This is a genomic window from Brooklawnia sp. (assembly GCF_049651565.1).
GTDB lineage: Bacteria > Actinomycetota > Actinomycetes > Propionibacteriales > Propionibacteriaceae > Brooklawnia.
Genome location: NZ_JBASCI010000166.1, coordinates 1 through 12,631, shown reverse-complemented (window position 1 = coordinate 12,631; position 12,631 = coordinate 1). Strand labels below are relative to the sequence as shown.

Sequence of the window (12,631 nt, the reverse complement as noted above, 5' to 3'; positions counted from 1 at the left end):
GCCCGGATCAGGTCGCCCGGTTGGGTGGTCGACTCGAGCCAGCCGGGCACCGCCACCTGGCCGCCGCTGAGCACCCCGGCGGCCAGGAAGACCGCGGCATTGGTGAGGTCGGGTTCTATCCACTGGTCATGGGCCTGGATCGGGCCGGGCTGCACCACCCACCGCCGGTCGTCGTGCACGTCAACCCGGACGCCCCGGTCGCGCAGCATCGCCACCGTCATCTCGATGTGGGGCAGCGACGGCACCGCGGTCCCGACGTGCCGCAGGTCGATGCCGTGCGGGTAGCGGGCTGCCGGCAGCAGGAGCGCACTGATGAACTGGCTGGATGCGCCGGAGTCGATGGCCACCTGGGGGCCGCCGAGTGCGCTCGGCGCGGCCCGGTTGAACGGCAGCGCGTCGGCATCACTGGCCACGCCGAGTTGGTGCAGGCCGTCCAGCAACGGAGCCATCGGACGTTCGCTGGCCCGGGGGTCGCCGAAGAACCGGGTTCGGCCCGGCGCCAGGGCGGCCACCGGGGGCACGAACCTCATCACGGTGCCGGCAAGGCCGCAGTCGATCCCGCCGGGCACCGCTGTGAACCTCCGCGGGGGTGCCACCCGGACGGTTGGAGACCCCTCCCGACCGGCGGGCAGTTCATCGATCACCACGCCCAGCTGCTTCAGTGCAGCCACCATCAACCGGGTGTCCCGGGCATCCAGCAGCCCGCTCAACTCGGTGGGGCCGTCCGCCAGCGCCGCCAGCAGCAGCGCGCGGTTCGACTCCGACTTCGATCCCGGCAGCGGGCACAGCGCGTCAACCGGCCGGCTGGCCACAGGTGCGGGCCAGGTTTTCAGCTCGTGGCGCCCTTCACCTGATGACGGACCTTCCGGGCCTTCTTCCTGGCGGCCTTCTGGGCCTGGCTGACCACGCCGGACGCCTTCTGGGCGGTCTTGCCGGCGACCTTCTTCGACTGCTTGGCGCGCCAGGCGAGCCCGGGACGCCCGGCGGTGTCCTGGGTCGCGGTCACGGCCGCCCCGAACAGTGCCAACTGGCCGAGCAGGCCCGGGCGGTCGTCCGATTGGGACGCGGCGAACAACCGCGGCAGGGAGGCCAGCGCGAGCAGGGCGGCGCCGGGCCGACGAGCCCAGCCGGTGGCGTAGGCGACGCCCCCGACGATCTGGACGATGCCCATCAACCGCGCCCAGGTGCGGGCGTCTTCAGGCACTCGATCGGCGGTGTCGGGTGGCAGGAAGGACTGCACCGTGGGCACCACCCGGTCAACAGCCGGGGCGAAGTCGTCGGCATTCTGGTCGGGCTTGGTGAGCAACTGGTAACCGTCCGCCACGTAGTAGGAGGAGAAGAGGACACGACCGGCGAATCGCAGCAATGACATGTGTCCATTCCTACCCGTTCGGGTCTGCCCGGCGGGGGAGTTACAGCGAATTGACTACTGGCGGGTTACCCCCGGCGGGATAAGTTGTACCCATGTGTGGTCGCTACGCCGCATCCACCCACCCGGACCGGTTGATCGAGATCTTCGAGGCCGACGAGGTGCCGGACAGCACCCCGGCGATCGGGCCGGAAGGCCTGGCCGAGTGGTCGCGTCCACGGTGGAACATCGCACCCACCGACATGGTGCCGGCCGTCCTGGAGCGATCGCGGGAAGCCGGCGACGCCCGGCTGTTGACCGGGCTGCGGTGGGGGCTGGTGCCGAGCTGGTCGAAGTCGCCGGACGGTGCCGCGAGGATGATCAACGCGCGGCTGGAGACGGTGGACACCAGGCCCGCCTTCCGCAAGGCGTTCGCCGCCCGGCGTTGCCTGCTGCCCGCCGACGGCTACTACGAGTGGCGGGACGCCAACCGGTCGGGTCGCAGCTACAAGCAGCCCTACTTCATCCACCCGGACCACGGCCTGATGGTGATGGCCGGCATCTACGAGTACTGGCGCGACCCCCGCGACGGCCAGTGGCTGGTCAGCTGCTCGATCATCACCACCGAGGCGATCGACGAGCTGGGGCTGGTCCACGACCGGATGCCGGTGCAGGTGGCCGGTGAGAACTGGGACGCCTGGCTTGATCCGAAGCTGACCGATCCGGCGGCGGTCAAGGCGCTGGTGCACGTCCCGGAGCCGGGGGAGATGCTGGTGCGTCCGGTGTCGACGAAGGTGAATCAGGTGCGCAACGACGGGCCGGAGCTGGTGGCGCCGATCAGCCTCGGGGAATAGTGCCGACCCATCCGGCGTTTACGGTTCATGCAGACAGCCATCCTGGATCGAACTACGGCCGATCCCCCCAGAGGGGGGTACGCGCCAGTGTCCCGGGATTCGGTAATGTGGCATGCGATGACGATTCCGAGTTCCGATGTGCGCGCCACCGAAACCGACGCCGAACGCGCGGAGAGGTTCGAGCGGGACGCCATGGGCTACCTTGACCAGCTCTACGGAGCAGCCCTGCGCATGACCCGCAACCCCGCCGACGCGGAGGACGTCGTGCAGGAAACCTACGCCAAGGCCTTCAGCTCGTTTGAGCAGTTCACTCCGGGCACCAACCTCAAGGCGTGGCTCTACCGCATCCTCACCAACACTTACATCAACACCTACCGCAAGGCCCAGCGCCAGCCGAAGATCAGCGGCTCGGCCGACGTCGAGGACTGGCAGTTGGCCCGGGCTGCCTCGCACACCTCGGGTGGGCTGCCGTCCGCCGAACGCCAGGCCCTGGAGAAGATTCCCGACAGCGCCGTCACCGACGCTCTCGACTCGCTGTCGCCCGACTTCCGGCAGGCCGTGCTGCTCGCCGACGTCGAGGGATTCTCCTACAAGGAGATCGCAGAGATCATGGATACCCCGATCGGCACCGTGATGTCCCGGTTGAACCGCGGCCGCAAGCAGCTCCGCGAGAAGCTCGGTGACTACGCCCGCCAGCGGGGGATTGGCCGGGAGACCGACAACGAAGATGATTGAGCATCCAGAGCCGATGGGCGACGAGGACCGCTGCAACCTCGCAATGCGAAGCGTCCACGCCTTCCTGCACGGTGAGCTCCCCGAGGACACCGCCGACCAGATCCGTCAGCACCTGATGGCCTGCGAGAAGTGCATGGACAACTTTGATGCCGAGGAGTTCATCAGCGCGCTGCTCAAGCGGTGCTACGGCCCGACGGTCGCCCCGCCCACGCTGCGCGTCCGGGTTTCGAAGCTGTCGGTTCGCTGGCAGTCACACTGAGCGCATTCGGGCCCACAGACGACATCGACCCCGCAGCTGATCGCTGACAGGGTCGATGAGGCTGGTACCGGCACTCAGGCGTTGGGCCGCTTGCCGTGGTTTGCGGGGTTCTTGCGCCGAGCGCGCCGCTTGCGTCCACCCTTGCCCATCTCGGACCTCCTGATCTCCCCGTTGGGATTGACACCGCGCGAATGCGCGATTGCCAATACTGCCAAATGCGGTCGGCACATCCCAAACCAACCGACCGCTTCGAGCCTGCGAGACCGACGCCGGGCGCGGCGACTAGAGTGAATGCATGCTGCGGCTGTCCCAGGTGTTGAGCGAGCACACCCACCTCGACGCCGAGGATCGTGCCTGGTTGCAAGGGCTGGTTCGGGAGTGGCACCTGCTGGCCGACACCAGCTTCTCCGACCTGGTGCTGTGGCTGCCCGATGGCGACGACGAGAACGTCTTCTGGGCCGGCGCGCAGATCAGGCCCACCACCGGGCCCACCGCGCTGGTGGACGAGGTGGTGGGATCCGACATCAGCTACGACCCCGAGTCGCTGGTCACCGCCGCCTGGCTCAGCCGGCAGATCACCGCGGCCAGCCAGAACCGCGCGGACGGGATTCCGGTGGAGGTGGTGGCGATCCCGATCGTCCGCCACGGGCAGGTGATCGGCATCGTCGAGCGGCACACCAACCGGATGGGCGTCCGGGCGCCCGGGGCGCTGGAGGACACCTACCTGGCCGTCGCCAACACGTTGGGTCAGATGCTGCTGGGCGGGGAGTTCCCGATGGACCCGCCCAGCGACCCCACCACCAGCCCGCGGGTCGGGGACGGCCTGCTGTGGATCGACACCGACGGCACCGTCACCTACGCCAGCCCGAACGCGGTGAGCTGCCTGCGCCGGCTGGGGTTCGTCGGCGATCTGGTCGGCGACGACGTTCGCCGGCTCGCCCCGGAACTGGCCGAGGAGTTCACCCGAGAACTGAGCGCAGCCGAGGCGCACGAACCCCGGCGGGCCGCCTGGGAGGTGACCGTCGAGGTGCCACAGGCCAGCGTCCGGATGCGGGTGCTGCCGATGGTGACCGAGTGCGGCTGGGTGGCCACGGTGGCGCTGTGCCGGGACGTGACCGCGTTGCGGGAGCGGGAGCGCCAACTGGTCACCAAGGACGCCACCATCCGCGAGATCCACCACCGGGTCAAGAACAACCTGCAGACCGTGGCGGCGTTGCTGCGGCTGCAGTCGAGGCGGATGAGTTCGCCCGAGGGACGCGACGCCCTGCGGGACGCGATGCGGCGGGTGCAGTCGATCGCAGCGGTGCACGAGATCCTGTCGCAGGGCTTCAACGAATGCGTTGAGTTCGACGACATCGCCGACCGGATCCTGCTGATGGCCGGGGACGTCGCGTCGGCGGCAGGTCAGGTCGATGCCCGCCGGGAGGGCAGCTTCGGCCCGGTACCCGGCACCATCGCAACCTCGTTGGCGATGGTGCTCACCGAGCTGTGCCAGAACGCCATCGAGCACGGGCTCCGGACCCACAACGGTGAGGTGCTGGTGCGCGCCGAGCGCAGCAACACCGAGCTCGTCCTGGAGGTGATTGATGATGGGGCCGGCCTGCCGGAGGGGTTCGACCTGCCCGAACGCAGCAGCCTCGGTCTTTCGATCGTCAGCACGCTGATCACCGACCTTGGGGGCGAATTCGCCCTGACCGACAACAACGATGGGGACGGGGCGACCGCCAGGGTGCACATCGTGTGGTCGCACCCCGACTAGCGCGTCGGGTCGGAGGTGCCGGACTAGCCGGTGCGCAGCCTCGCCCGGGAGGCGCGCCGCTTCATCGCCCGGCGCTCATCCTCCGACATGCCACCCCAGACGCCATGGTCCTGCCCGTTCTCAAGGGCCCAGCGCAGGCATTCCTCCCGTACCTCACAGCGTCGACATACCTTCTTGGCCTCTTCCACCTGCGCCAGCGCAGGACCCGTGGTGCCGACCGGGAAGAAAAGCTCGGGATCTTCGGTCAGACACGCTGCGCGATGGCGCCAGTCCATGGATTACGGCTCCTTCTTTACCAACATTTCATCTGCCGGGACAACCTTGCCATGGTCATCGTTCCAGCGGAAGAGTCTGGGGCCGAAGTTGCCGATAGTTCCCTGATCGCTCCGGCGGGCAGTTCATCGATCATCACGCCCAGCCGCTTCAGGGCAGCCACCATTCAGTCGTCGCGCAGGGCGGCCGTCAGCAGTTCCTCCTCCTCGGCCGCGTGGACGCGCGGCGAACCGGTGGACGCCGCGGCGCCCGGCGGCCGGGTGAAGCCACGCAGCACGAACTCGCGTCCCAGTGTCTGGCTCATCAGCGGCACGAAGTGTAGCTTCAGGAACTCCCACGGACCCTGGTTCTCCGGTTCCTCCTGCACCCAACGCAGGTCAGAGACGTGCGGGTACATCGCCAGCTCGGCGGCCAACTGCATGTTGGCATGCGGGAACAGCCGCTCCAACGCGATGATCGCGACCTGTTGGTCCAGACCCAGCTCCTCCCGCTCCCGGACCAGTTCCCAGCGGACCTTGCCCGAGCAGAGCAGGATGCGGCGGACCGTGCTGGGGTCGGCGATGGACGGGTCACCCAGGACAGGCTCCCACTTGCCGCTGGTGAAGTCGGCCGGCATCGACACCGCCATCTTGTTACGCAGCATCGACTTCGGGGTGGCGATGATCACCGGGCGGTGCCAGTTGACCTGCACGTGCTGCCGCAGCAGGTGGAAGTAGCTCGCCGGTGTGGACGGCTGGCAGACCGCCAGGTTGTCGCCGACGCACATCTGCAGGAATCGCTCGATGCGGGAGCTGGAGTGGTCGGGCCCGGCGCCTTCGTAACCGTGCGGGAGCAGCAGCACCACGCCTGACTTCTGCGTCCACTTCGCGAACCCGGATGCGATGAACTCGTCGATGATCACCTGTGCACCGTTGGAGAAGTCGCCGTACTGCGCCTCCCAACAGACCAGGGCTTCGGGGGCTGCGACCGAGTAGCCGTACTCGAAGCCCATCGCCGCGTACTCGCTGAGGAACGAGTCGTAGATGTCGAACGGCGCCTGGTCAGCCGCGACGTGCTTGAGCGGCACGTAGGACTCGTTGGTCACCCGGTCGACGATGGCCCCGAACCGCTGGCTGAAGGTGCCTCGCCGGCTGTCCTGGCCGGCCAACCTGACCGGGTGTCCTTCCATCACCAAGGTGCCGAAGGCAAGCAGTTCTGCGGTGGCCCAGTCGATTGGTCCTTCCAGGATGGACCTGGCCCGGCGGGTCAGTTGGGGCGCCACCTTGGGGTGGACGTTGAACCCCTCCGGCAGGTTGCTGTAAGCCGCCGCCACCTTGGCCATCTCGGCTGATGTGGTGGCGGTGCCGATGCGCATGTTGGGCTTGGTGGGGTACTCCGGCACCAGCCGGTACTCCTCGGCCTCCATCGGCACGTCCGGGTTGCGGACGTCAGCGAAGACCTGTTCAAGGCGGTCACGGAACTTGTTGACCGCGGTCTCGGCGTCCTCGATGGAGATGTCGCCACGGCCGATCAATTGCTCGGTGTACAGCTTGCGCACCGGCCTCTTCTTCTCGATCAGCGCGTAGGTGAGCGGCTGCGTGAAGCTCGGCTCGTCGCCCTCGTTGTGGCCGCGTCGCCGGTAGCAGAGCATGTCGATGACGACGTCCTTGTGGAACCGCTGCCGGAAGTCGAACGCCAGCTCGGCGGCCCGGGCGCAGGCGTCCGGGTCGTCGCCGTTGACGTGCAGGATGGGCGCCTGCACCGTCTTGGCCACATCGGTGGCGTACACCGAGCTGCGGGCATCGGTTGGGCCGGTGGTGAAGCCGATCTGGTTGTTCACCACCAGATGGATGGTGCCGCCGTTCTGGTAGGCGCGCAGTTGGCTCATCTGCAAAGTCTCGTAGATGACACCCTGGCCGGCGAAGGACGCGTCGCCGTGCAGCAGCACCGGCATGACCGCGAAGCCCTCACCAGGCAGCCGGTCGTTCTTGGCCCGGGCGATGCCCTCCACCACCGGGTCGACGGCTTCGAGATGGGACGGGTTGGCTGCTACCGAGGCGCGCACGGTCCGTCCGCTTGCTGCGACGTACTCGCCGTCGGAACCCAGGTGGTATTTCACGTCGCCGGAGATCACGTCGTCTCCCTCGGCGCGGTGGTCGAACTCGCGGAAGATCTGCGAGTAAAGCTTGCCCACGATGTTGGCCAGCACGTTCAGCCGGCCGCGGTGCGGCATGCCGATGCAAACCTCCTCGACGGTGTCGTCGGCGGCCCGCTCGCACAGCTCGGCCAGGATCACGATCATCGATTCCGAGCCCTCGAGGCTGAATCGGGTCTGCCCGACGTACTTGGTCTGCAGGAAGGTCTCGAAGACCTCCGCCTCGGAGAGTTGGTCGAGGATTCGCAGGTGGCCTTCCCGCGGCCGGGGGGAGTGCGGCTGCTCCACTCGTTCCTGGAACCACTTGCGCTGCTCCGGATCGTGGATGTGCATGTACTCGATGCCGAGGGTGTGGGCGTAGGAGTCGCGCAGGATGTCGATGATCCTGCGCAGGGTCATGAACCCCTCGTTCTGCCCGGCGAACCGCCCGACCGGGAACTCGCGGTCGAGGTCCCACAGGGTCAGCCCGTGCGTCTCCAGCTCGAGTTCGGGGTGGTTGCGCATCTTGTACTCGAGCGGGTCGGTGTCGGCCTGCAGGTGACCGAAGTACCGGTAGCCCTGCACCAGCCGAGCCACCCGGGCCTGCTTGCCGAGCTGGTGAAACCGGGTGATCGGGATGTCGGGCGCCCACTTGACCGGCGGGTAGGGGATCCGCAACGCCTCGAAGATCTGCTCGTAGAAGTTGTCCGCCCCCTGCAGCAACCGGTGGATCTCGCGCAGGAACTCGCCGCTCTGCGCGCCCTGGATGACCCGGTGGTCATAGGTGGAGGTGAGCGTGGTCACCTTGCTGACGCCCATCTCGGTGAGGTTGGTCTGTGCGGTGCCCTCGAAGTCGGGGGCGTAGGAGATGGACCCCACCCCGAGGATGGTGCCCTGGCCCGGCATCAGCCGGGGCACCGACATCGTGGTGCCCAGCCCGCCCGGATTGGTGATCGAAACCGTGGTGCCGGCGAAGTCGTCCACGCCGAGCTTGCCGTCGCGGGCCTTCTTGATCAGCGACTCGTAGGCGGCGTAGAACTGGGCGAAGTTGAGGTCTTCGCTGGCCTTGATGTTCGGTACCAGCAGTTGACGCTGGTCGCCCTTGACCAGATCGATGGCGATGCCGAGGTTGACGTCGATGTTCTCCACCAGGACCGGCTTGCCGTCCTCGGTCTCGTCGTAGCTGCAGTTCATGGCCGGGATGGCCTTGATGGCCTGCACCATCGCGTAAGCGATCAGGTGGGTGAAGCTGACCTTGCCGCCGCGGCTGCGCCGCAGGAAGTTGTTGATCGTCGCCCGGTTCTCGATGACCAGTTTCATCGGGATGGTCCGTGCCGACGTGGCGGTCGGCATGGTCAGCGACGCGTCCATGTTGCGCGCGGTTCGCATCGGCGCGCCCTTCAGGATGATGCGGCGCGGTTCGGTGGCAGATAGTTGTGGGCGGTCGAACGGGTTGGGCACCTCGGGACCCAGGCCGCCGGAAGTGCCCGGTTGGTGCGGGGTCTCGGTTCGGGTCTGCTTGGGTTCGACGGTCTTGACCGGCGCGGGCGGGGTCGGCTGGTCCGACTGCGCGGCCCGCGGCTGTTCGGCTTCGCCGCGCCCGGGTTCGACGGCGTCCGGTTCGGGCTGGACGCGCCGGGGTCGGGTCGCCACCGGCGGGGCCTGCCCTACCGAATCGGGAGCCAGTTGGGGTGCCGGTGCGGATTGGCCGGCGGGCTGGGAGACCCGCTGGGCACCGGCCGGGCTCTCGGCCTCGACCACGTCGCGAGCTGCTCCCGCCTGATTGGAGAAGAAGTCGGCCCAGACCTGGTCGACCGAGGATGGGTCCTGCTCGTAACGCTCACGCATCTCTTCGATGAGCCAGTTGTTTGCGCCGAAATCATCAAAGTTGGACATAATCGCTGCGGTCGAAGCCGCTTCGCCCCTTCCGGAAAGGATGTGCCGCCAACTCTAGTCGGACGCCACAGCCGGTCGGGGTCCGCTTCGTGCGACCGGGGTCTACGAATTCAAGGGCCGGGAGGCGCCCGGTCGTCCTGCCAGGAGGGCCGACCGGGTGGCACAGACGATGCTGGCGCCGGTGAAGGCCAGCATCAGCAGATTGCGTCCGACCAGCAGCAGGGTGGCTCCGGCAGCCGGCGCCTCGGATATCAGCCCGTAGTAGTTCAGCGGGAAGACCAGGTGGGTCAGTAACGCGGCGGCCAGGCCCAGGACGGCCAACGTCCGGTTGACTGATCTTTCCTGCTTCGGTGCCGGGACGTTGATCAGCACCGCCAACGGCCCGGCGAGCCAGATCACGTACTGCGGGCTGAAGGTCTTATTGGCGACGATCACCGTGCAGATGATCGCCAGTTGGGCCAGCACGATCGCCCGGGTGCGCAACAGCGGCGACCCGTCCTCGGCCGCGGACGGCAGGCGCCGGCCCGGCAGACCAGCCCCGTCGAACGCGATCAGCCAACCCAGCAGCAGGGTCAGCAGCACGGCGATGACCAGCGCCACGTCGGTCGTGGCCTGCCAGAACTCCACCTGCGGACCGTAGATCTCCCACGCGTTGTGGACCGACAGTTCGGTGTGGTAGCGGCCGGGCGGTCCGAAGGCGTGCCGCAGCATCGGAATCGTGGCGGCGATCGACTCGATCTGCAGTCCCCGGTCGGACTGCCAGGTCAGCGCCGAGGTTGACCGGTCCCAACCGAAGAGGATCAGGGACGCCAGCCCGAGGGTTCCCCCGGCCACCAGAAAGCCGATCGTCCGGCGCATCGCCGCCCTGGTCAGTCCGATCATCGGGACGATCAGCAGGGCGGGCCACAACTTCGTCGCGGCACCTACCGCCACCGCCGCCCCGGCAGCCACCGGACGCCTGGTCACCCAGACCAAGGCGGCCAGCACCGCCACCGCCGGCAGCAGGTCGATCCGAAACCAGATGAGCGGGCCCACTAGGAAGGTGAACGTTGCCCAGTAGATGGCAGATCGCCTGCTGTGGCTGCGCCACAGCCAGACGGCTGCCGCGGCGTCGAGGGCTGCCATCAGCAGCGCCACCGCCCACACGTACGTTGGCTCGCTGCCACCGAAGAACTGCCGCACCACCTCAAGGAGCACGGCAACGGGCGGCGGGTACTCGACCAGGCCGTCGTCCAGGCCCGCGTTGGTCAGCTGCCAGTAGTAGTAACGAAGGTCGAACGAGATGTGCTGTTCCTGCTGGTAGAACTGCCAGGCCATCAGCGCGCGACTGATCGTCCAGGCGGCCACGGCGAGGACCGGCTCGATGACGCGGAACATCTGCCTACTTCCTGACCCGGTGGGGCCTGACAGAGCCGGCGACCCACCAGCCCACGTAGCCCAGTAGCGCGGTGATGACCACGTTGCGGGCCACCAGCACCAACGTGACCGGAAGCCGGAACCAGCGTGCCAGCCACGTGTCGCGGACCAACGGATCGTAGCCGATCGGAAAGACGATGCCGGTGAGCACGGTGCTGACCAGGATCGCCAGCGAGATGATCCACAATCGGTGCCGCTCGATCGAGTAGCCGATGGTGTCGGGGGAGCGGTTGCCCAGCAGCGCGAAGCCGGCTGCCTGCGGCCCGCCGAGCCAGATCATGTACTGCGGGCTGAACGTCTTGTTGGTCACGATCATCACCAGGATGACCAGCAGCATCAGGGCGGCCGCCTCGCTGGCGTTGCCGTTGCCGCGGATCCACCACAGCGCGTAGGCGACCACCACGGCGAGCAGCCCAAGGGTGGTGGCCACCGTCGCGGCGCCGGTCCAGAACGGCACCCCCGTGCCGTAGATCTCGAACGCCTGGTAACGCGAGATGGTCACCGCATAGTCGCCCAGGTTCAGTGCCCGCCCGAGCATCGGGATGCTTGCCCACACCGACTCGACCTGCAGGCCGCGTCCTGATTGCCAGCCCAGCGGCGAGACCAGCCGGTCCCAGCCTGCCCAGAGCAGCGAGACCAGGGCAAGCATCCCACCGGTGCCCCAGAAACCGAGGCTGGCCCGCAGCATCTGTCGGTTCGAGCCGCCGCACAGCGCCGGCCACAACAACGCCGGCCAGAGCTTGATCGCCGCCCCCATGCCGGCAAGAGCGCCGGACCAGGCCCAGGCCCCGCGTGCCACCAGCAAGAGGCTCCAGCCGGCGAGGACCGAGGTGATCAGGTCGAATCGCAGGTAGACGGTGGGCCCGATAAAGACGATGAAGATGGTCCAGAAGACGACGGCGTGAGCGCGCAGCCGGCCGCCGCCCCGCCACAGGCTCAGCGAGAACGCGATGTCGAGCAGCAGCATCAGGCCCACGAAGGCGATGACGTAGCCCTGCTGGGCGCCGAATCCGAGCAGCCACGGAACGGCGAGCAGCCACAACACCGGGGTCGGGTACTCGCGCATGGTTTGTTCAGGGCCGGTCTCGAACATGAAGTCGATGTGCCGGTAGTAGTAGACGACGTCCCCCTGGGTCTCGGGAGTCACCAGACCCCAGACCAGGAAGACCACCAGCCGCCCGACCGACCAGACCAACAGCAGGGTGCGGGGGGAGTGGAGTTCCAGGTCGCGGAACAGCACGACCGCGCCCCGGGCCAGCCGGTTGGGCAGCGACCGTGCGACACGAGTCGCCCCCGCTGATCTGCTGCTGTCCGGCTCGGTCATCATGCCCTTCAGGTCAGGACTCGGGGGGTGGGTCTTCAGGTGGCGTCCTTGATGCCTTCGTGACTTTTCGGTGCGAGGGGTTGGGGATGCCTTTGCAGTGGCACTTTATGGGAAACCGGAGGAGCGGGTGCCGTCCGGTCACCGTCTGGGCCCTGATCGGCGCAGCACAGCCGCTTGTGCCGGGCCTACCACGAGCGGGTGCTTGTCCCAGATACGAAGTACCGCTTGCTCATGCCAGGTTCAGGGCGCCGTTACCAGTGGACTGAAGCGCATCAGGTTTCGTGCCGCTGCTATACGGGTTGCGGCTCCCGGTTGAGGGCCGCGTAGTAGTGCTGTTCGTACTCTACTGGGGGCACGTTGCCCAGGGTGCTGTGCAGGCGCCGGCTGTTGTACCAGTCGACCCAGCCGGCGGTGGCGTACTCGACGTCGGCGCTGGTCTTGTAGGGCCCTTCGTGGAAGACCGTGGTGCGCACACACTCGGCCTTGTAGAGCCCGTTGATGGTCTCCATCAGGGCGTTGTCGTAGGCTTATCCGGCTAATCGGCGCTGGGTTTGGGTTTGACCGGGTAACGCGGTCAGTCGCGGGTGAGTCGGCGGAGTTGTGCGTCGTGCTGCCGGACGGTGTCGGCGAGGGTCTGGACGGCCTGGCGGAGCG

At 67.7% G+C, this 12,631-nt stretch carries 11 protein-coding genes and 1 pseudogene; 4 read left to right on the top strand and 8 right to left on the bottom strand.

All coding sequences use genetic code 11. The features are described 5' to 3' along the window. Both WBL05_RS07635 and WBL05_RS07630 read right to left on the bottom strand, forming a co-directional pair. On the bottom strand, positions 1-812 hold an 812-nt coding region (locus WBL05_RS07635), incomplete at its 3' end, for a 3-phosphoshikimate 1-carboxyvinyltransferase (protein ID WP_424224914.1). Between the two features lie 17 nt (positions 813-829). Beyond that, entirely contained in the window at positions 830-1,372 is a 543-nt protein-coding gene (locus tag WBL05_RS07630; RefSeq protein WP_424224913.1) for a DoxX family membrane protein, read from the bottom strand. Positions 1,373-1,464: 92 nt separating this feature from the next. Here WBL05_RS07630 and WBL05_RS07625 point away from each other — a divergent pair, with 92 nt between their 5' ends. The 3 genes from WBL05_RS07625 to WBL05_RS07615 are packed head-to-tail and all read left to right on the top strand — an operon-like array spanning position 1,465 to position 3,196. Beyond that, complete coding sequence (locus WBL05_RS07625; protein ID WP_424224911.1) at positions 1,465-2,202, top strand: SOS response-associated peptidase; 738 nt, start codon at positions 1,465-1,467, stop codon at positions 2,200-2,202. A gap of 27 nt (positions 2,203-2,229) precedes the next feature. Beyond that, positions 2,230-2,937 carry a sigma-70 family RNA polymerase sigma factor gene (locus WBL05_RS07620; RefSeq protein ID WP_424224909.1) on the top strand — a complete coding sequence of 236 codons (708 nt, stop codon included), beginning with the start codon at positions 2,230-2,232 and terminating at the stop codon, positions 2,935-2,937. After that, positions 2,930-3,196: a zf-HC2 domain-containing protein gene (locus WBL05_RS07615; RefSeq protein WP_424224908.1), complete on the top strand. Its 267-nt coding sequence runs from the start codon at positions 2,930-2,932 to the stop codon at positions 3,194-3,196. The genes WBL05_RS07620 and WBL05_RS07615 overlap by 8 nt, the downstream gene beginning before the upstream one ends. Before the next feature lie 74 nt (positions 3,197-3,270). Here WBL05_RS07615 and WBL05_RS07610 read toward each other — a convergent pair whose 3' ends face one another. Then, positions 3,271-3,345 carry a 50S ribosomal protein bL37 gene (locus WBL05_RS07610; protein ID WP_424224915.1) on the bottom strand — a complete coding sequence of 25 codons (75 nt, stop codon included), beginning with the start codon at positions 3,343-3,345 and terminating at the stop codon, positions 3,271-3,273. Positions 3,346-3,491: 146 nt separating this feature from the next. Here WBL05_RS07610 and WBL05_RS07605 point away from each other — a divergent pair, with 146 nt between their 5' ends. Next, complete coding sequence (locus WBL05_RS07605) at positions 3,492-4,955, top strand: sensor histidine kinase (protein ID WP_424224906.1); 1,464 nt, start codon at positions 3,492-3,494, stop codon at positions 4,953-4,955. Positions 4,956-4,978: 23 nt separating this feature from the next. Here WBL05_RS07605 and WBL05_RS07600 read toward each other — a convergent pair whose 3' ends face one another. From WBL05_RS07600 to WBL05_RS07580, 5 genes and pseudogenes are all read right to left on the bottom strand, one after another. Then, positions 4,979-5,230, bottom strand: coding sequence for a WhiB family transcriptional regulator (locus WBL05_RS07600; protein ID WP_424224904.1), 252 nt, complete (start codon positions 5,228-5,230; stop codon positions 4,979-4,981). A gap of 164 nt (positions 5,231-5,394) precedes the next feature. Further along, positions 5,395-9,237: a multifunctional oxoglutarate decarboxylase/oxoglutarate dehydrogenase thiamine pyrophosphate-binding subunit/dihydrolipoyllysine-residue succinyltransferase subunit gene (locus WBL05_RS07595; RefSeq protein WP_424224903.1), complete on the bottom strand. Its 3,843-nt coding sequence runs from the start codon at positions 9,235-9,237 to the stop codon at positions 5,395-5,397. 102 nt (positions 9,238-9,339) lie between these two features. Beyond that, positions 9,340-10,614, bottom strand: coding sequence for a glycosyltransferase 87 family protein (locus tag WBL05_RS07590; RefSeq protein WP_424224902.1), 1,275 nt, complete (start codon positions 10,612-10,614; stop codon positions 9,340-9,342). Positions 10,615-10,618: 4 nt separating this feature from the next. Then, positions 10,619-11,980, bottom strand: coding sequence for a glycosyltransferase 87 family protein (locus tag WBL05_RS07585; protein ID WP_424224901.1), 1,362 nt, complete (start codon positions 11,978-11,980; stop codon positions 10,619-10,621). A gap of 287 nt (positions 11,981-12,267) precedes the next feature. Beyond that, a pseudogene (locus tag WBL05_RS07580) lies at positions 12,268-12,504 on the bottom strand (integrase core domain-containing protein); the annotation flags it as partial. Positions 12,505-12,631: the final 127 nt, after the last annotated feature.

What these genes read in the sequence shown, in the direction of transcription:
- WBL05_RS07630 (WP_424224913.1), bottom strand. Translation starts at nt 1,372, where the DNA reads ATGTCATTGCTGCGATTCGCCGGTCGTGTCCTCTTCTCCTCCTACTAC.
- WBL05_RS07585 (WP_424224901.1), bottom strand. Translation starts at nt 11,980, where the DNA reads ATGATGACCGAGCCGGACAGCAGCAGATCAGCGGGGGCGACTCGTGTC.
- WBL05_RS07595 (WP_424224903.1), bottom strand. Translation starts at nt 9,237, where the DNA reads ATGTCCAACTTTGATGATTTCGGCGCAAACAACTGGCTCATCGAAGAG.
- WBL05_RS07590 (WP_424224902.1), bottom strand. Translation starts at nt 10,614, where the DNA reads ATGTTCCGCGTCATCGAGCCGGTCCTCGCCGTGGCCGCCTGGACGATC.
- WBL05_RS07620 (WP_424224909.1), top strand. Translation starts at nt 2,230, where the DNA reads ATGCAGACAGCCATCCTGGATCGAACTACGGCCGATCCCCCCAGAGGG.
- WBL05_RS07625 (WP_424224911.1), top strand. Translation starts at nt 1,465, where the DNA reads ATGTGTGGTCGCTACGCCGCATCCACCCACCCGGACCGGTTGATCGAG.
- WBL05_RS07600 (WP_424224904.1), bottom strand. Translation starts at nt 5,230, where the DNA reads ATGGACTGGCGCCATCGCGCAGCGTGTCTGACCGAAGATCCCGAGCTT.
- WBL05_RS07615 (WP_424224908.1), top strand. Translation starts at nt 2,930, where the DNA reads ATGATTGAGCATCCAGAGCCGATGGGCGACGAGGACCGCTGCAACCTC.
- WBL05_RS07605 (WP_424224906.1), top strand. Translation starts at nt 3,492, where the DNA reads ATGCTGCGGCTGTCCCAGGTGTTGAGCGAGCACACCCACCTCGACGCC.